A 17,240-nucleotide genomic window follows, 5' to 3' on the forward strand; every position below is an offset into this window, starting at 1 on the left:
CCAGGCAGCAGGGTGCGCGGCGATTAAGGTGAGCAGCGTGGCGGCTGTGTGGGAGCCCGACGTCCTGAATGGATGCTGGCAGAGCACGTTGCCACTGGGCGCCGACCCCGACGGCGAGGGCGAGATCGTGGCCACGCTGATCCGCCGCGGCGCCCCGGCGCCGGCGAAGCACGCAGTGCTCGCGGTGCACGGCTACACCGACTATTTCTTCCACACCGAGCTGGCTGACCGGTTCGCCGCCGCGGGCTTCGCGTTCTATGCCATCGACTTGCGCAAGTGCGGGCGGTCCTGGCGCGCCGGGCAGACTCCGCACTTCACCACCGACCTGTCGCGGTACGACGTGGAACTCGAGCGCGCTGCGGCGGTGATCGCACGCGAGACGGCCGGTGCCCGCATCCTGGTCTACGGCCACTCGGCCGGCGGGCTGATCGTCACGCTGTGGCTGGACCGGCTGCGTCAGCGCGCCGGGATCGCAAGGCTGGGCGTCAGCGGCCTGGTGCTCAACAGCCCGTTCTTCGACCTGCCCGGCCCGGTGATACTGCGGGCCGGAATCACCTCGGCGGCGATCCGGGCCGCGGCGCGGTTCGGCAGCAAGCGGGTGCTGCGGGCTGCCGGCGAGGGCGGCTACGGCACCAGCCTGCACCGCGACTACGGCGGTGAGTTCGACTACAACCTGGCCTGGAAACCGTTGGGCGGCTTTCCCGTCACCGCCGGGTGGATCAACGCGGTGCGTCGCGGGCAGATGCAGCTGCACCGCGGCCTCGATGTGGGGGTGCCCAACCTGATCCTGCGGTCGGACCGCAGCATCCCGGAGACCAAGGACCCGCAGTCCATGCAGCGCGGTGACGCGGTGCTGGACGTGTCGCAGATCGCGCGCTGGGCAGGGTGTGTGGGCAACCGGACCAATGTGGTGCCGGTCGCCGACGCGAAACACGACGTGTTCTTGTCGCTGCCCCACGCGCGCGAGCAGGCCTACCGCGAGCTCGCTGCCTGGCTGGACTGGTACACGGCGGCGGTGTCGCCCGAACGAAGCGATGCGAGGCAGAGCTCATGACGCATTTCGACCTGGCCATCATCGGAACCGGCTCGGGCAACACGATTCTCGACGAACGCTACGACGACTTCAGCGTCGCCATCTGCGAGCAGAACATCTTCGGCGGCACGTGCCTCAACGTGGGCTGCATTCCGACCAAGATGTTCGTCTACACCGCCGAAATCGCCGAAACCGCCCGCGAATCGACACGTTTCGGTGTCGACGCACGTGTCGACGCGGTGCGCTGGCCCGACATCGTGTCCCGGATCTTCGGCCGCATCGACCCGCTGTCCGTGGGCGGCGAGAACTATCGGCGAGCGTCGCCCAACGTCACCGTCTTCGACCGGCACACCCGGTTCGGCCCCAGCCGCAACGGCCGGCACACGCTGCGCGTCGACGGCGGTGAGGAGTTCACCGCTGACAAGGTGGTGATCGCCGCCGGCTCACGCGTCGTGGTTCCCAAGGCGGTCGCCGACTGTGGCGTGACGTACTACACCAGCGACACGATCATGCGGATCCCCGAGCTTCCGCGGCATTTGGTGATCGTCGGCGGGGGATACGTCGCCACCGAGTTCGCGCACATCTTCTCGTCGCTGGGCACCCACGTGTCGCTGGTGATCCGCGGCAGCACGCTGCTGCGCGGGCATGACGACACGATCATGATGCGGTTCACCGACATCGCCGCCAAGAAGTGGGAGATCCACGCGCACCGCGAGATCATCGACGCCCGCCAAGACGGCGACGAGGTGGTGCTGACGTGCGACGAGGGGTCGACCATCCGCGCGGACGCGCTGCTGGTGGCTACCGGCCGCGTACCCAACGGCGACCTGCTGGACGCCGAGCAGGCCGGCGTCGAGGTGCAGCCGAGCGGGCGCGTGGTGGTCGACGAATACCAACGCACTACGGCCCGCGGCATTTTCGCCCTCGGCGACGTCAGCTCCGCGTATCAGCTCAAGCACGTCGCGAACCACGAAGCCCGGGTGGTGCGGCACAACCTGCTGCAGGACTGGGACGACACCGATGCGATGGTGGCCTCCGACCACCGCTACGTGCCGTCCGCGGTGTTCACCGACCCGCAGATCGCCAGCGTCGGGCTCACCGAAAACCAGGCCAGGGCAGCCGGTTACAGCATCAAGGTCAAGGTGCAGGACTACAGCGACGTCGCCTACGGCTGGGCGATGGAGGACACCACCGGGTTCGCGAAGCTGGTCGTCGACGACGACACCGGTCTGATTCTCGGCGCGCACATCATGGGTTACCAGGCGTCGTCATTGATCCAGCCCGTGGTGCAGGCGATGAGTTTCGGCTTGCCCGCACAAGACATGGCGCGCGGCCAGTACTGGATTCACCCGGCGTTGCCCGAGGTGATCGAGAACGCACTGCTGGCGCTGTGCGGTGAGCCGCCGTGGCCGCCGTCGCGCAGGCACTAGCGCCGCGGCGCGGTGGTGCTACAGCGGCGTGACATAGGCGGCGCTGATCCCGCCGTCGACCAGAAACGTCGACGCGGTGATGAACGACGCGTCGTCGCTGGCCAAGAACGCCACCGCAGCGGCGATCTCCTCCGGTTCGGCGAACCGGCCCACCGGCACGTGGACCAGCCGGCGGGCCGCCCGCTCGGGGTCTTTGGCGAACAGCTCTTTGAGCAGCGGGGTGTTGACCGGACCCGGGCACAGTGCGTTCACGCGTATTCCGCTGCGCGGGTACTGAACTCCGAGCTCACGCGACATCGCCAGGACGCCGCCTTTCGACGCGGTGTAGGAGATCTGCGACGTGGCCGAGCCCATCACCGCGACGAACGACGCCACGTTGACGATCGAACCTCTTCCGGCGGCGCTCATGTGGCGCAGCGCCGCGCGGCAGCACAGGTACACCGACGTCAGGTTGACGTCTTGCACGCGCTGCCATGCGGCCAGCCCGGTGTTTTCGATCAGGTCGTCGTCGGGCGGCGAGATGCCGGCGTTGTTGAACGCGATGTCGACTGAGCCGAACGTGCTTGCGGCGGTGTCGAACAGCGCGTTGACGCCGGATTCCTCGGTGACGTCGACCGGCACGAACAACCCGCCGAGGTGGTCGGCGGCTTCCTGGCCGCCGACGCGGTCGACGTCGGCCACGACGATGGTCGCGCCCTCGTCACGTAGCCGCCGCCCGGTGGCCAACCCGATTCCGCTTGCGCCGCCGGTGATCACGGCGACCTTGCCGGCCAGCCGCTGCGTCAGGTCGATCATCAGGCCTCCCCCGGCGCCTCTGCTACAGCGATGAACACGTTCTTGGTCTCGGTGAACGACAGCGGTGCGTCCGGCCCCAGCTCGCGGCCCAGACCCGACTGCTTGAAGCCGCCGAACGGCGTGCTGTACCGCACCGACGAATGCGAGTTCACCGAAAGGTTGCCCGATTCCACCGCCCGCGCCACGCGCAGCGCCCGAGACAGGTTGTCGGTCCAGATCGATCCCGACAGCCCATAGGGCGTGTCGTTGGCCAGCGTGATCGCGTCGGCCTCGTCGTCGAACGGCAACACCGCGACCACCGGACCGAAGATCTCCTCGCGCACGGTGGGATCCGACCGCCGCGGCGTCAGCACCGTCGGGGGAAACCAGAAGCCCGGCCCGGACGGGGCACTACCGCTAAACGCCACCGGCGCGTCGTCGGGGACATAGGAGGCCACCCTGTCCCGGTGCGCCCGAGACACCAGCGGTCCCATCTCGGTGGCCCGCGACGTCGGGTCACCGACGACGACGCCCTTGACAGCCGGCTCCAGCAACTGCATGAAACGGTCGAAGACGTTGCGCTGCAACAGTATTCGGCTTCGCGCGCAGCAATCCTGCCCGGCGTTGTCGAACACGCCGTAGGGAGCCGTCGCGGCGGCTCGTTCCAGGTCGCAGTCGTCGAACACGATGTTGGCACTCTTGCCGCCGAGCTCGAGTGTGACTCGCTTGACCTGTGCGGCAGCCCCGGCCATGACCCGGGTGCCGATTTCGGTGGAGCCGGTGAACACGATCTTGCGGACATCGGGATGGGTGACGAACCGCTCGCCCACCACGGCGCCCGCCCCGGGCAACACCTGCAGAAGACCCTCCGGTAACCCGGCCTCGACCGCAAGCTCGCCCAGCCGGATCGTGGTCAGCGGCGTCCATTCGGCCGGCTTCACCAGAACTGCGTTCCCGGCGGCCAGCGCGGGAGCGAACCCCCACGACGCGATCGTCATCGGGAAGTTCCACGGCGTGATCACCCCCACTACCCCGAGCGGTTCGTGGAACGTGACGTCAAGACCGCCGGCGACGGGAATCTGCCTGCCCGTCAACCGTTCCGGGCTCGCGGCGTAATACTGCAGCACGTCGCGGACATGGCCGACTTCCCACTCGGCCGACGTGATCGGATGCCCGGAGTTGGCGACCTCGAGCGCCGCGAGTTCGTCGACGTGTGCGTCCACCGTTGCCGCGAACGCACGCAACGATGCCGCCCGGTCCGCGGGAGGTGTTGCAGCCCAGCGCCTTTGGACATCCAGCGCCCTGGCCACCGCGTCGTCGACGCCGGCGACATCGGTCGGCTCGACCGTGCACAGCACTTCCTCGGTGGCCGGGTTGATCACCTCCGTCACGAGCGCACTCCCGCGTACGTCCTCGCCGCGTCCACGACGGCCGCGAACAGCCGCAGATCGTTGAGCCGCTCTTCGGGATGCCACTGCACCGCGAGAACGAAAGCGTCGCCGGGCATTTCGACCGCTTCGACCACACCGTCGTCGTCGCGCGCGCCGACCACCAATCCGTCGCCCAATTCGGCGATGGCCTGGTGGTGATAGCACTGCTCCTGTGACTGCTCGCCGATCAGCGCGGCCAGCCGGGTTCCGGGCACGGTGCGGATTCTGGACGTGGAGAACACCGCGTTGCCTTGCTGATGGCGCGAGTGCCCCAGGACGTCGGGCAGATGTTGATGCAGCGTGCCACCCAAAGCCACGTTGAGCACCTGTGCGCCGCGGCAAATGCCCAGCACCGGCATCCGCCGGCACAGCGCGCCGTGGAGCAGCGCGAATTCCCATGCGTCGCGGTCGGGCCGTGGCTCGTCGGTCTGCGGATGGCGCGGCTGTCCGTACCGGGCTGGGTCGACGTCCTTGCCGCCGGTGATCACCAGCCCGTCGAGGCGGTCGAGCACGCGGTCGGTGATCTGGGCGCTGACCGGCTGAGGCGGCAGCAGCAGCGCTATTCCCCCGGCCTGCGTCACGCCCTCCAAGTAGATGTGCGGCAGGAAGCTGGCCCGCACATCCCAGACACCGGTCTGCGCCTGCTCGAGATAGGTCGTCAGCCCCAACACGGGCCTAGAGCCGCTCAAAGCCCCGCACCCTCTCCCAGTCCGTCACCGCGGCGTTGAACGCGGCGAGTTCGACGCGCGCGTTGTTGAGGTAGTGCTCGACGACGTCATCGCCGAACGCCGCCCGCGCGACCGCGGAGTCCGCGAACAGCTCCGCGGCCTCGCCCAGCGTGGTCGGCAACCGTTGCGTGTCGCTGTGATAGGCGTTGCCCCGCAACGGGTCTGGCAATGCCAGCTCATGCTCGATGCCGTGCAGGCCACCTGCGATCAGCGCCGCCACCGCCAGGTACTGGTTCACGTCGCCGCCCGGCACCCGGCACTCCACCCGCATCGCAGCGCCGCGGCCCACCACCCGCAGTGCGCACGTCCGGTTGTCGATGCCCCACGCGATCGCGGTCGGGGCAAAGCTGCCGTCGGCAAAGCGCTTGTAGGAGTTGATGTTCGGCGCGTAGCACAGGGTCAGCTCGCGCAGCGTCGCCAGTTGCCCGGCGACGAAACTGCGGAACAGCGCTGACATGCCATGCTCGTCGTCGGAGTCGGCGAACGCCGCGGACCCGTCGTCGCCGCGCAGCGAGATGTGGATGTGGCAGCTGTTTCCTTCGCGTTCGTCGAACTTGGCCATGAAGGTCAGGCTCATGCCGTGCTGGTCGGCGATCTCCTTCGCGCCGTTCTTGTAGACGGTGTGGTTGTCGCAGGTGACCATCGCGTGGTCGAAGCGGAACGCGATCTCCTGCTGGCCGCGGTTGCATTCACCTTTGACGCCTTCGCAATACATGCCCGCGCCCACCATGCCGCGGCGAATGTCGCGCAGCAGCGGCTCGATCCGTGACGACGCCAGCATGGCGTAGTCGACGTTGTAGTCCGAGGCCGGTGTCAGACCGCGGTAGCCGCGCGCCCACGCGTCGCGATAGCTGTTGTCGAACACCATGAATTCCAGTTCGGTGCCCACGTAAGGCACCAGACCACGCTCAGCTAGCCGGCCGATCTGGCGGGCGAGGATGCTGCGCGGCGCCGCGGTGACCGGACGACCGTCGTGCCACGACAGGTCCGTCAGCACCAGCGCCGTGCCGGGCAGCCACGGGATCAGGCGCAACGTGGCGAAGTCGGGGGTCATCACCATGTCGCCGTAACCGGTCTCCCAGCTGCTCATCGCATAGCCGTCGACGGTGTTCATGTCGACGTCGACGGCCAGCAGATAGTTACAGCACTCGGCGCCGTGGCGGGCCACCTCTTCGGTGAACAGCCGCGCCGAAACCCGCTTGCCGGTCAGCCGGCCTTGCATGTCGGCGAACGCGACGATCACCGTGTCGATCGCGTCCTCTTCGATCAGCTCTTCGAGCTCGCGCGGGCTCAAGGGCGCTCTCACCATGTCGAGAAGTCAATCATTTCAGCGCCGTTGGCACTCGGGGCACAAGCCGTGCAGTGTCAGGCCGGCCCGCTCGGACAGCGTGAACGAGCTGCCCTCGATCGCGTGCTCCAGCGCCGAGGTCAGCCGCTGCGCCGGCACCTCGATGATCGTGCCGCAGCGCGTGCAGACAGCGTGATGGTGCGGACTCTCCGCGATCCCGTACGTGGTGACGCCGCCCTCGACGGTCAGCGCGTGCAGCACGCCGGCGTCGACCAGTGTGGTCACCGTCCGGTACACCGTCGCGAGGTCCGGCACATCGGGTTGGCCCGAATCACCAAGGCGCGCATGGATTTCGGCGACTGACAGGTGCCCGTGAACCGGCTGCAGGGTGGCCAGCACCGCGATCCGCGGCGCGGTCCGGCGCAGCCCGTGCGCCCGCAGCACCTCGCCGATCCCGTTCACCAGATCAGTGTCTCACCACCGACAAGCCAGGCACCGATACCCGCTCTTGCAAATCGCTTGCAAGACGACATACCGTCGGACAGTGGTGACCGATGCACCGCCGCAGCCCACTTCTTGGCTGGCACGCGCGCGCGCCGCACTGACCCGCCGCGAATGGTTGGCACTGTCGTCGATGTTCGGCGTCATCGCGCTGCTGCACCTGGTCGGCTGGATCACGCTCGTCGGGTTCGTGGCCCCGGAGCACTACAGCGTCGGCGACAAAGCGCTGGGCATCGGCGTCGGGCTGACCGCATACACGCTGGGCCTTCGGCACGCGTTCGACGCCGACCACATCGCCGCCATCGACAACACCACCCGCAAGCTGATGAGCGACGGCCAACGCCCGCTGGGTGTCGGGTTTTTCTTCTCGCTCGGTCATTCGACGGTGGTCTTTGGCCTGGCCGTGCTGCTGTCGCTGGGCGTCAAGGCGATCGTCGGTCCGGTGGAAGACGACTCGTCGGCGCTGCACCACTACACCGGGCTGATCGGCACCAGCGTGTCCGGGCTGTTCCTGTACCTGATCGCGGCGATCAACCTCGTCATCCTGGTCGGCATCGTGCGGGTCTTCGTGCGGATGCGCGGCGGCACCTGCGACGACGCCGCGCTGGAAGCGCAACTCAACGGTCGCGGCCTGCTGAACAGACTGTTCGGCCGTTTCACCCGGTCGATCACCAAGTCGTGGCACATGTACCCGCTCGGGCTGCTGTTCGGGCTGGGCTTCGACACCGCCACCGAGATCGCGCTGCTGGTGCTTGCCGGCACCAGCGCTGTCGCCGGGGTGCCCTGGTACGCGATCATGTGCCTGCCCGTGCTGTTCGCCGCGGGCATGAGCCTGCTGGACACCGTCGACGGCACGTTCATGAACTTCGCCTACGGCTGGGCGTTCTCCAAACCGCTGCGCAAGGTGTACTACAACCTCACGGTCACCGGGCTGTCGGTGGCGGTGGCGTTCGTGATCGGCAGCGTGGAACTGCTGGGCCTGCTGGCTGAGCAGCTGGGGCTGTCCGGCGGGGTCTGGGACTGGGTCGCCGGTGTCGACCTCAACATCGTGGGCTTCGTCATCGTCGGGCTGTTCCTGTTGACATGGGCGGTGGCCGTGTCGGTCTGGCGCTTCGGCCGCATCGAGGAACGTTGGGCGGTGGCGACCGACAACTGACGGTAGGGTCAGTCAGGTGGCCGCAGGTGACGAGTACCCCGAGGCCATCACGCTCGGGTTGCACGACGTGCCGCCAGCACACCTGGTGGACGCGATGCCCAACAACGTGGTGCTGGATCTGGGCTGGGGCCGGCTGGTCTTCGGGCAGACGTTCTCCGATCCCGACGAACTCGCCGAGGTGCTGCGCCGCGAAGGCCCCGGTCGCCGTGACATCTGCATGTACGCCCGCGAAGCGCACGTCGTCGTCGCCCGCAGCCCGCACGAGCTGTTCATCGACCCCAGCCACACCTACCGGTTGCGGTTCACCGACGAGTCGCTGGACTGGACGCCCACCGGAATCACGGTGCGGCCCTTGGAGTCTCGCGACGACGCCGACGAGATGAACCGGGTGTACGTCCGCTGCGGAATGGTGCCCGCCCGGGTGGACGTCATCTGGGACAACCACCTCAACTGCGAGGCGGTCACCTATCTGGTCGCGGTGCGCGACACCGACGGTGCGATCGTCGGCACCGTCACCGGCGTGGACCATTGGGTGCTCTTCGACGATCCGGAGCACGGCACCAGCCTGTGGACACTTGCCGTCGACCCGGCCGCCGGGCTGCCCGGCGTCGGCGAGGCGCTCACCCGCGCGCTCGCCGAGCACTACCGCCGGCTGGGCCGCTCTTACATGGACCTGTCGGTGGTGCACGACAACCACGCCGCGATCGCGCTCTACGAGAAGCTCGGCTTCAACCGTGTGCCGGTCCTGTGCATCAAGCGCAAGAACGCGATCAACGAGCCGCTGTTCACCGCGATCACGCCCGAGACCGTCGACGACCTGAACCCGTACGCCCGCATCATCGCCGACGAAGCGTTGCGGCGGGGCATCCAGGTGGAAGTGCTCGACGCCGAGACCGGCGAGCTGCGCCTCACCCACGGCGGCCGCAGCGTCGTCACCCGCGAATCGCTGTCGGAGTTCACCTCCGCGGTCGCGATGAGCCGCTGCGACGACAAGCGCCGCACCCGCCGCATCGCCGTGGAGGCCGGCATCACGGTGTCGCGCGGGCGTCTGGCCACATTCGACGAACAGGACCACAAGTTCTACGACGAGGTCGGCGACGTCGTCGTCAAACCCACGCGCGGCGAGCAGGGCAAGGGCATCACGGTCGGTGTCGACGGGCACGACGAACTCGACGCGGCACTGGCACGAGCGCACGAGCACTGTCCTGAGGTGCTGATCGAGCAGCGCGCCCGCGGCGAAGACCTGCGCCTCGTCGTGATCGACGGCAAGGTCGTCGCCGCGGCGATCCGCAAGCCTGCGGAGGTCATCGGCACCGGGCGGCACAGCGTGCGTGACCTCATCGAGGCGGAGAGCCGGCGCCGGTCCGCCGCGACCGGCGGAGAGTCGCGCATCCCGCTCGACGCGGTGACTGAAGGCACGGTCCGCGAAGCCGGCTGGTCCTTCGACGACGTGCTGCCGGAAGGCACCCGGCTGCGGGTGCGCCGGACCGCCAACCTGCACCAGGGCGGCACGATCCACGACGTCACCGCCAAGGTCAGCCCCGAGTTGTGCCGCGTGGCGGTGAAGATGGCCGAGGCCATCGGCATCCCGGTGACCGGCATCGACCTGCTGGTGCCCGACGTGAGCGGCGAGGAGTACGTGTTCATCGAGGCCAACGAGCGCCCGGGGCTGGCCAACCACGAGCCGCAGCCAACCGCCGCGGCATTCATCGACTTCCTGTTCCCCGGGCACCCCCGGCTGCCGCAGGCCTGGACTCCGGAAGCGCCGCAGCCCTGACAGTCACCAGGTGCTGGTGCGCAACACGATCTCGGCCGCCAACTGCGCCGTCGACTGCTGCGCGTGGCGCCGGCCCAGCATCTCGACGATCCGGTAGTCGCCGTAGACGTAGCGCTGGCTGGCCACCGCGACCGCCCGCGCGGCCGCCGTGCTGACCATCGCCGTGGTGTTGACCTCGACGGGCGGGCAGTGCTCGTCGCGCACCACGCCGGTCAAGTCGGGGACGCGCGGATGCCCCCGGTCGATCACCACCAGACCGGTGAACCGGTCGAGCCGGCTCGCAGCCAGCTCCCATGCGAGTTCGCCGCCGACGCGATCGCCGACCAGCACCGCCCACTTCACGTCCAGCGAGTCGAGGATCCCCACCACCGATTTCGGCGTCAGCCGACGATCCGGCGCGATGACGACTGTGCGCAGCGACGCAGTGTGCAGCCGGTGGCACAGCGGGTCGTACGCCGCGGGCGCTTGCTGCGTTCCCCCGAGCAGCGTCACGACAGGTCCTTTCTCAGGACCGGTCACGCCGACCGTTATCGGGAATCCGTCGACGGTGAGCATCGTCGAAGGCACTTGTTGGACGCTACAGGTGTTGACTGCGGCGGCGGGCCGTTTTCGCGTGTCTGCCAGCAGATGCTCAGCTGCTCAGGCGTCTTGCATTCGCTGGGCTTGCCGGTCGGCGATCTCGAGGAACGTTTGCGGCAGAGAGGCTTTCGGCGCTGACGACTGGCCGGCGCCGAGAGTGGTTGTGGGAAAAGCCATTCCGAACACCGCCATCGAGCCGACGTTCTCGAACGACTCGTAGACGCTGCTGTCGACACCGTGCAGGGTCATTGTCTGCTGGTACACCAGCTGATTCGGCCGCGATGACGCCAGCTTGCTGGTGGTGATCGGAATGGGCGGCGAGCCGCGGTCGAAATAGGTGTCGAACCGTTGGCAGCGGTCGGCCTCCGCCGCGATTGCGTCGAGGTTCATCGGCGAGGTGAGCACCGTGATCACGATGCGGGCGCCGTCGTAGATCACGTTGTACTTCGCCGCGCTGCCGGGACCGCGTTCGGCGTGCGACGTGATCACGTCGGTGAGGCCGTTAGAGCAACCTTGGGGCCGCGAGGGCATCGGCGGCGGAGCGCCGGCTTTGCCGGACTCGCCGGGCTGCTCGACGATGCGTCCGTAGCCGACACCCGGCGGGAAGTCGGCCGCAGTCAGCAAAACCTTGGCGAGCTTGGCCCCCGGCCACGTCGGGGTGCCGCTGACCGTGGTGGCGCATCCGGCGACCGACACCGCCGAAGCGACGGCCGCGATCAGGGCGAGGGGCTTGGGCACGCTGTCAGGGTACTGGTGACGACGGGCCGGGCCGGTGGTCCGCTGGCGACGAGTTCCCATACCGCATCGACGTCGACGTGTGCGCCGAGCAGGTCGGCGAGGATATCGAGTTGCGCGTCGCGCCGGGCGGCCACGTCGACGTCGTCAGCCACGACGAACCCTTCGCGGCCCGCGGCGGCCGCCGCCTGGGTGAGCCAGTCGCGCCGGAATACGTCGTTGTCGAACAGCCCGTGCCAATGCGTCCCGTACACGTTGTCGCGCCGGATCCCCACGTCCGACCAGTTCTCTTCGGTGCACCTGCGCAGCTGCCCGTGGTGGATCTCGTAGCCGGCGAGCGGCGCGTGGTGGCGCAGCAGGGTCTTGTCGGGGCAGAACTGCACGTCGGCGTCCAACAGGCCGAGTCCGGCGACGCTGCCCGCGCGGGACTCGACGCGGTCGTCGATTGTGCTGCACAGCATTTGCAGACCGCCGCAGATGCCGAGCACCGGTTTGCCGGCGTCGGCGTGGCGTTGCACGGCTTCGGCCAGACCATGCGACCGCAGCCAATCCAGGTCTGCCACCGTGGCTTTGGTGCCGGGGATCACCACGACGTCGGCGCCGGCGACCGTGGCCGGGTCGGTGCTCCACTGCACCCGCACGCCGGGTTCGCAGGCCAGCGCCTCGACGTCGGTGGAGTTGGAGACGCGAGGCAGGCGGATCGCGACGACCGTCAGCCACTGGGTACCGCACGGTGGCTGAGGCTTGCCGACGATCCGGTCCGCCAGCACCGAAAGCGAATCCTCGGTGTCCAGCCACAGCTCGTCGACGTAGGGCAGCACGCCGTATGTGGGCCGGCCCGTGAGCTTTTCGAGCTGCCGCAGTCCCGGCTCGAGCAGAGCCGGGTCGCCGCGGAACTTGTTGACCACGAAGCCGGTGATCAGCTTCTGGTCGTCCGGATCCAGCACGGCGAGCGTGCCGAACAAGTGCGCGAGCAGCCCGCCGCGGTCGATGTCGCCAACCAGCAGCACGGGCAGCTTCGCGGCTCTGGCCAGCCCCATGTTTGCGAGATCCGTTGCCCGCAGGTTGATTTCGGCAGGCGAGCCGGCCCCTTCGCAGATCACCGCGTCGAACTCGTCGCGCAGCGCCTGCAGCTCCTCGGCCACCACGGCAGCAAGCCGCTCGCGGTGCTCGATGTAGTCGCCGGCGCTGACCGTGCCCGTCACCCGGCCGCGCACCACCAGCTGCGACGACCGGTCGCCGCCCGGCTTCAACAGGATCGGGTTGAAGCGGACACTCGGCTCCAGCCCGCACGCCCGGGCTTGCACGGCCTGCGCGCGGCCGATCTCGCCGCCTTCGACGGTCACCGCCGAGTTGTTGGACATGTTCTGCGCTTTGAACGGGGCGACCTTCACGCCGTTGCGGGCCAGCAGCCGGCACAGCCCGGCGACGACCATCGACTTGCCGGCATCAGAGCTGGTGCCCGCGATCAGCAGCGCCCCGGTCACCGCGGCTGCGTCATTCGGCGAGCGTCAGGATCTCGGCGCCGTCGTCGGTGACCACCAGTGTGTGCTCGAACTGCGCGCTCCACTTGCGGTCCTTGGTGGCCACGGTCCAGCCGTCGTCCCAGATCTCGTAATCCAATGAGCCGAGATTGATCATCGGCTCGATGGTGAACGTCATGCCGGGCTCGATGATCGTGGTGACCGACGGCTGGTCGTAGTGCAGCACCACCAGGCCGTTGTGGAAGGTGGTGCCGATGCCGTGCCCGGTGAAGTCACGAACCACGTTGTAGCCGAAGCGGTTTGCGTACGACTCGATGACCCGTCCGACCACCGACAGCGACCGGCCCGGCTTGACCGCCTTGATCGCGCGCATCATCGCCTCGTGAGTGCGCTCGACCAGCAGCCGGTGCTCATCGGAGACGTCGCCGGCCAGGAAGGTGGCGTTGGTGTCACCGTGCACGCCGTTGATGTAGGCGGTCACGTCGATGTTCACGATGTCGCCGTCTTCGATCACCGTGGAATCGGGGATGCCGTGGCAGATGATCTCGTTCAGGGAGGTGCAGCAGGATTTCGGAAAACCCTTGTAGCCCAAGGTCGACGGATAAGCGCCGTGGTCGACCATGTACTCGTGGGCGATGCGGTCCAGGTCGTCGGTGGTGACGCCGGGCGCGACCGCCTTGCCCGCCTCGGCGAGTGCGCCCGCGGCGATGCGGCCCGCGATGCGCATGTTCTCGATCACCTCAGGGGTCTGCACCCACGGTTCGCTGCCTTCGTTCACGGTCGGTTTCCAGGCGTACTCGGGCCGCGGAATCGACGGCGGCACCGGGCGGGTGGGTGAGAGCACGCCGGAGCGCAGGGCAGCACGAACAGGCATGTCCACCAGCCTAACGATTACCGAGCCCGCGCAGCGTCGGCAGCTTCGGACCCCGCTGCCGCGGCCCACGGATGGTCAACGAGCCGAGGATCAGGCGGCCGGTGAACACGACATGTGGCGTGCCTTCAGCCGGCGGTTCTTTGCGACGGTCGCGTGCGCTGCCGCCGTAGACCGTCACGTCGTCGATGGACGCACTCGCGCCGTCGGGTAGCCGGATGTCGACCGAGCCGCGGACCATGTCGAGTTCGATGACGACGACCGGCCCGGCGAAGCGGGCCTTGGTCAAGTCGAGTTCGATCGAGCCGAAGCGGCGGACCAGGGCGAGCCGGGTGGGCACCACCCATTCCCCGTGGCGCCGCAGCGAGCCGGCCCAACCGCGCAGCTCCACCCGATCCGCGGCCGACGTGACGATCGCGCCGGGCGCGGGCAGGTCGCCCACCACGCCGTCGAGCTCGCCGCGGGTGCGTGCCCGCGAGACCTGTGACGAGCGCTCGTCGAACTCGTCGATGTCGATCAGCCCGAGCGCCAGCGCATTGGCCAGCCGCCGCAGCGTGCCGTTGCGGTCGGCGTCGCTGATGCGCAGTTCCAGGGGCTGTTCACTGGTCATGACCCCTCCAAGTTACCGCGCGCTGGCCCAGCTCTCGCGGGCGCGAGATCAGGCCAGATAGTCCGGCGGCAGCTGCGAGAGCATGTACTTGACCATCCGCACCGCATACTCGGAGCTGCCGCCCCCGACGATCAGCGCCGCGAACGCCATGTCGCCGCGGTAACCGGAGAACCACGAGTGCGAGCCACCCTGGAACTCCGCCTCCCCGGTCTTGCCGTAGACCTCCCCCGCGTCGGCGATGTCTTTGGCCGTGCCGTTGGTGACCACCAGCCGCATCATCGGCCGCAGGCCGTCCAGCATCTGCGGTGTCACGTCGGTGCGCTTGCCGGTGATTCCGGTGGGCCGGCCCGTGATCAGTTGCGGCACAGGCGTTTTGCCGGCGGCCACCGTGGCCGCGGCCAGTGCCATCCCGAACGGGCTGACCAGGACCTTGCCCTGCCCGAAGCCGTCCTCGGTGCGTTCGGCGAGGTTCACCGTCGGCGGCACCGAGCCCGTCACGGTCGGGATACCGGCCACGTCGTAATCGAGCCCGATGCCGTACTGCGCGGCTGCGTCGCTCAATGCCCGCGGCGGCATCCGGCTGGCCAACTCGGCGAACGTGGTGTTGCACGAACTCGCGAACGCCCGCGACATCGGCACCACACCGAGATCGAACTTCCCGTAGTTCGGCACCGTGCGGTGCCCGATGTCCAGCGTGCCGGGGCAGCCCAGCAGCGTGTTGGGCGTGGCCATGTCCCGTTCAATCGCCGCACCCGCGGTGATCATCTTGAACGTCGAGCCGGGTGGGAACAGGCCCGTCGTGGCCAGCGGACCTTGGGCGTCGGCCGCGGCGTTCTGTGCGACCGCCAAGATCGCGCCCGTCGACGGCCTGATCACGACGATCATCGCCTGCTTGCCGACGTTGCCGACCGCGCGCTGAGCCGCGTTCTGAATCGAGCGGTCCAGGGTGATCGACACCGACGGTGCAGGCTTGCCGGGCACCTCGCTGAGCACGCCCACGTCGACGCCGTTCTGGTTGACGCTGACCACCCGCCACCCGGCTTCGCCGTCGAGCTGGGCTGTCACCGCCTTCTTCACCTGCGCGACCAATGCCGGTGCGAACCCGTCGTCGGTGGGCAACATCTCCGGTTGCGGCGTCACCACCACCCCGGGCAGCTGCCCGATCGCCGGCGACACGCGATTGTTGTCGTCGGGCCGCAGCGTGACCAGGTCCACCCGCTCGGTGGTCGAGCTGGCCTGCTCGGCCAGCCGCTGCGGGTCCAGCGTGTTGTCGAATGGCCGCAACGCCTCGACGACCGCCCGCGCCGTCGGCATCAGTTGCAGCCCAGCCTGCTTGGCGTCGAGCTCGTAGTGGTAGAGGTAGCCGGGCTTGAGCACGTCCGAGCCGCCGACCTCGTTGACGGACGCGCGGGTCGGCGGGTCGGCGCGCAGGGCAAGTGTCTGGTGCTCGCCGAGTTTGGGGTGCAAACCGGCAGGTGTCCAGCGCACCTGCCAGCGGCCTTCCTCGCGGATCATCGAGAGCCGGCCGTCGTACGTCCATGTCCGGTTCTTCGGCAGATGCCAGGTGTAGCGGTAGTCGACGGCGCCGGTGTCCTCGTAGAAGCTCGCGGCCACCACCTGTGCGTCCAGGCTGGTGGCCTGCAGACCCGCCCACGCGGCATTGAGCGCGGCGCGGGCGTCGTCGGGGCGGTCGGACAGCGCGGCGGCTGCGCTGGTGTTGCCGGTGGCCAGCGCGGCGAAGAACTGCTGGGCGGCCGGGGCCGGTCCGTCAGGCCGAGGTGTGCAGCCGACGAGTGCGCCCGCCACCAGGACGGCGACAGCCAGGAAGGTTGTTACTCGTGTTGCCATTGAGGCTGATGTTACGAAGTGGTCACGCGCCCTCGGCGGAGGCGCACCGACCGAAAGCGATTTCGGCGCGCAAACCGAAGCTCAGCGCACGTGCGCGCGCCGAAGTCGCGGCTCAGTCCAGCAGCACGGTCGCGAACGTGCCGACCTCGGCGAAGCCGACGTGCGCGTACGCCGCGCGGGCGACGGTGTTGAAGTCGTTGACGTACAGGCTGGCGATCCGGCCGCTGTCGACGACAGCCGCGACCACCGCTGCCGTCCCCGCGATGCCCAGGCCGCGGCCGCGGTACTCCGGGTGCACCCAGACACCCTGGATCTGCCCCACGGCCGGGGACTGCGAGCCCACCTCGGCCTTGAAGATCACTTGGCCGTGCTCGAAGCGAGCCCAGGCCCGGCCCGCCGCGATCAGGCCCGCGACGCGCCTCCGGTAGCCGCGGCCGCCGTCGCCGAGCCGCGGGTCGATGCCGACCTCGCCGATGAACATGTCGATCGCCGCCACCAGGTACGGCTCGAGCTCGTCGACGCGCACCCGCCGCACCCCGGCGTCGATCACACACGACGGCCGCGTCGCCATCGCCATCAGCGGCTGATGGGCACGCACGTCGCGCGCCGGCCCCCAGGCGTGCTCCAGCCGACCCCACATCGGCAGCACCAACTCCGCTCGGCCCACCACCGACGAGCACCGCCGCGCCACGCCCATCGCCTTGTCGGCAAACGCGTGCAGGTCGCCCGTCGTGCCGCGCAGCGGGATCAGGTTTGCGCCTGCGTAACAAAGGGATTCGTCGGGTCCGCGGCGGGTCCACAGCTCGCCGCCGATCGCCACCGGATCGACGCCGTACTCGGCGACCCGCGCCGCCACCATGCAGCTGCCGACCGGGTCGGCGTCGAGCACCCGCTGCACCGCCGCTCCGTCGCGCGCCACCGAGACACGCCGTTCGTCGACCAGACGAAGGATCGGTGGAGCCGACATGGGGATTCTTTCTGCCGCTCTTTCCGGCC

16 protein-coding genes are annotated in these 17,240 nt (G+C 68.8%); 4 read left to right on the top strand and 12 right to left on the bottom strand.

The features are described 5' to 3' along the window. Nucleotides 1-28 precede the first annotated feature (28 nt). Entirely contained in the window at nt 29-1,054 is a 1,026-nt protein-coding gene (locus AC5Y4N_RS10430; protein ID WP_499910278.1) for an alpha/beta hydrolase, read from the top strand. Then, entirely contained in the window at nt 1,051-2,463 is a 1,413-nt protein-coding gene (gene mtr, locus AC5Y4N_RS10435) for a mycothione reductase (protein WP_499910276.1), read from the top strand. Before AC5Y4N_RS10430 ends, mtr begins: the two co-directional genes overlap by 4 nt. Nucleotides 2,464-2,481: 18 nt before the next feature. On the opposite strand, the gene AC5Y4N_RS10440 is transcribed toward mtr, so the two are convergent. The 5 genes from AC5Y4N_RS10440 to AC5Y4N_RS10460 are packed head-to-tail and all read right to left on the bottom strand — an operon-like array spanning nt 2,482 to nt 7,145. Continuing rightward, nucleotides 2,482-3,258 (bottom strand): 3-oxoacyl-ACP reductase, encoded by a 777-nt coding sequence (locus tag AC5Y4N_RS10440; RefSeq protein ID WP_499940487.1) that lies wholly within the window; start codon nt 3,256-3,258, stop codon nt 2,482-2,484. Then, nucleotides 3,258-4,628, bottom strand: a complete 1,371-nt coding sequence (locus AC5Y4N_RS10445; RefSeq protein ID WP_499910272.1) for an aldehyde dehydrogenase family protein — start codon at nt 4,626-4,628, stop codon at nt 3,258-3,260. Before AC5Y4N_RS10445 ends, AC5Y4N_RS10440 begins: the two co-directional genes overlap by 1 nt. After that, nucleotides 4,625-5,356, bottom strand: coding sequence for a gamma-glutamyl-gamma-aminobutyrate hydrolase family protein (locus AC5Y4N_RS10450; protein ID WP_499910270.1), 732 nt, complete (start codon nt 5,354-5,356; stop codon nt 4,625-4,627). Before AC5Y4N_RS10450 ends, AC5Y4N_RS10445 begins: the two co-directional genes overlap by 4 nt. Further along, nucleotides 5,343-6,704 carry a glutamine synthetase family protein gene (locus AC5Y4N_RS10455; protein WP_499910268.1) on the bottom strand — a complete coding sequence of 454 codons (1,362 nt, stop codon included), beginning with the start codon at nt 6,702-6,704 and terminating at the stop codon, nt 5,343-5,345. The genes AC5Y4N_RS10450 and AC5Y4N_RS10455 overlap by 14 nt, the downstream gene beginning before the upstream one ends. 18 nt (nt 6,705-6,722) lie before the next feature. Next, entirely contained in the window at nt 6,723-7,145 is a 423-nt protein-coding gene (locus AC5Y4N_RS10460; protein ID WP_499910266.1) for a Fur family transcriptional regulator, read from the bottom strand. Nucleotides 7,146-7,230: 85 nt separating this feature from the next. On the opposite strand from AC5Y4N_RS10460, the gene nicT reads away from it, so the two are divergent. Further along, a complete protein-coding gene (gene nicT, locus AC5Y4N_RS10465; RefSeq protein ID WP_499910264.1) occupies nt 7,231-8,340 on the top strand; it encodes a Nickel transporter NicT in 1,110 nt (369 codons plus the stop codon). A gap of 16 nt (nt 8,341-8,356) precedes the next feature. Further along, nucleotides 8,357-10,117 (top strand): N-acetylglutaminylglutamine synthetase, encoded by a 1,761-nt coding sequence (gene ngg, locus AC5Y4N_RS10470; RefSeq protein WP_499910262.1) that lies wholly within the window; start codon nt 8,357-8,359, stop codon nt 10,115-10,117. 3 nt (nt 10,118-10,120) lie between these two features. Here ngg and AC5Y4N_RS10475 read toward each other — a convergent pair whose 3' ends face one another. From AC5Y4N_RS10475 to AC5Y4N_RS10505, 7 genes are all read right to left on the bottom strand, one after another. Beyond that, nucleotides 10,121-10,672 carry an alpha/beta fold hydrolase gene (locus AC5Y4N_RS10475; protein WP_499910622.1) on the bottom strand — a complete coding sequence of 184 codons (552 nt, stop codon included), beginning with the start codon at nt 10,670-10,672 and terminating at the stop codon, nt 10,121-10,123. Between the two features lie 84 nt (nt 10,673-10,756). Then, nucleotides 10,757-11,434, bottom strand: a complete 678-nt coding sequence (locus tag AC5Y4N_RS10480; protein WP_499910260.1) for a hypothetical protein — start codon at nt 11,432-11,434, stop codon at nt 10,757-10,759. Then, on the bottom strand, nt 11,413-12,918 hold the full coding sequence (locus AC5Y4N_RS10485) for a cobyric acid synthase (RefSeq protein WP_499910258.1): 1,506 nt from the start codon (nt 12,916-12,918) through the stop codon (nt 11,413-11,415). Before AC5Y4N_RS10485 ends, AC5Y4N_RS10480 begins: the two co-directional genes overlap by 22 nt. 10 nt (nt 12,919-12,928) lie before the next feature. Beyond that, entirely contained in the window at nt 12,929-13,789 is an 861-nt protein-coding gene (gene map, locus AC5Y4N_RS10490; RefSeq protein WP_499910256.1) for a type I methionyl aminopeptidase, read from the bottom strand. Between the two features lie 10 nt (nt 13,790-13,799). Continuing rightward, the gene (locus AC5Y4N_RS10495) at nt 13,800-14,396 is read right to left on the bottom strand and encodes a DUF1707 SHOCT-like domain-containing protein (RefSeq protein ID WP_499910255.1); all 597 of its coding nucleotides are present in this window, start codon (nt 14,394-14,396) and stop codon (nt 13,800-13,802) included. A gap of 48 nt (nt 14,397-14,444) precedes the next feature. Then, a complete protein-coding gene (locus tag AC5Y4N_RS10500; protein ID WP_499910253.1) occupies nt 14,445-16,244 on the bottom strand; it encodes a penicillin-binding transpeptidase domain-containing protein in 1,800 nt (599 codons plus the stop codon). 112 nt (nt 16,245-16,356) lie between these two features. Continuing rightward, complete coding sequence (locus AC5Y4N_RS10505; RefSeq protein ID WP_499910251.1) at nt 16,357-17,211, bottom strand: GNAT family N-acetyltransferase; 855 nt, start codon at nt 17,209-17,211, stop codon at nt 16,357-16,359. Between the last annotated feature and the right edge of the window lie 29 nt (nt 17,212-17,240).

It is taken from the genome of Mycobacterium sp. NGS19, assembly GCF_059813155.1.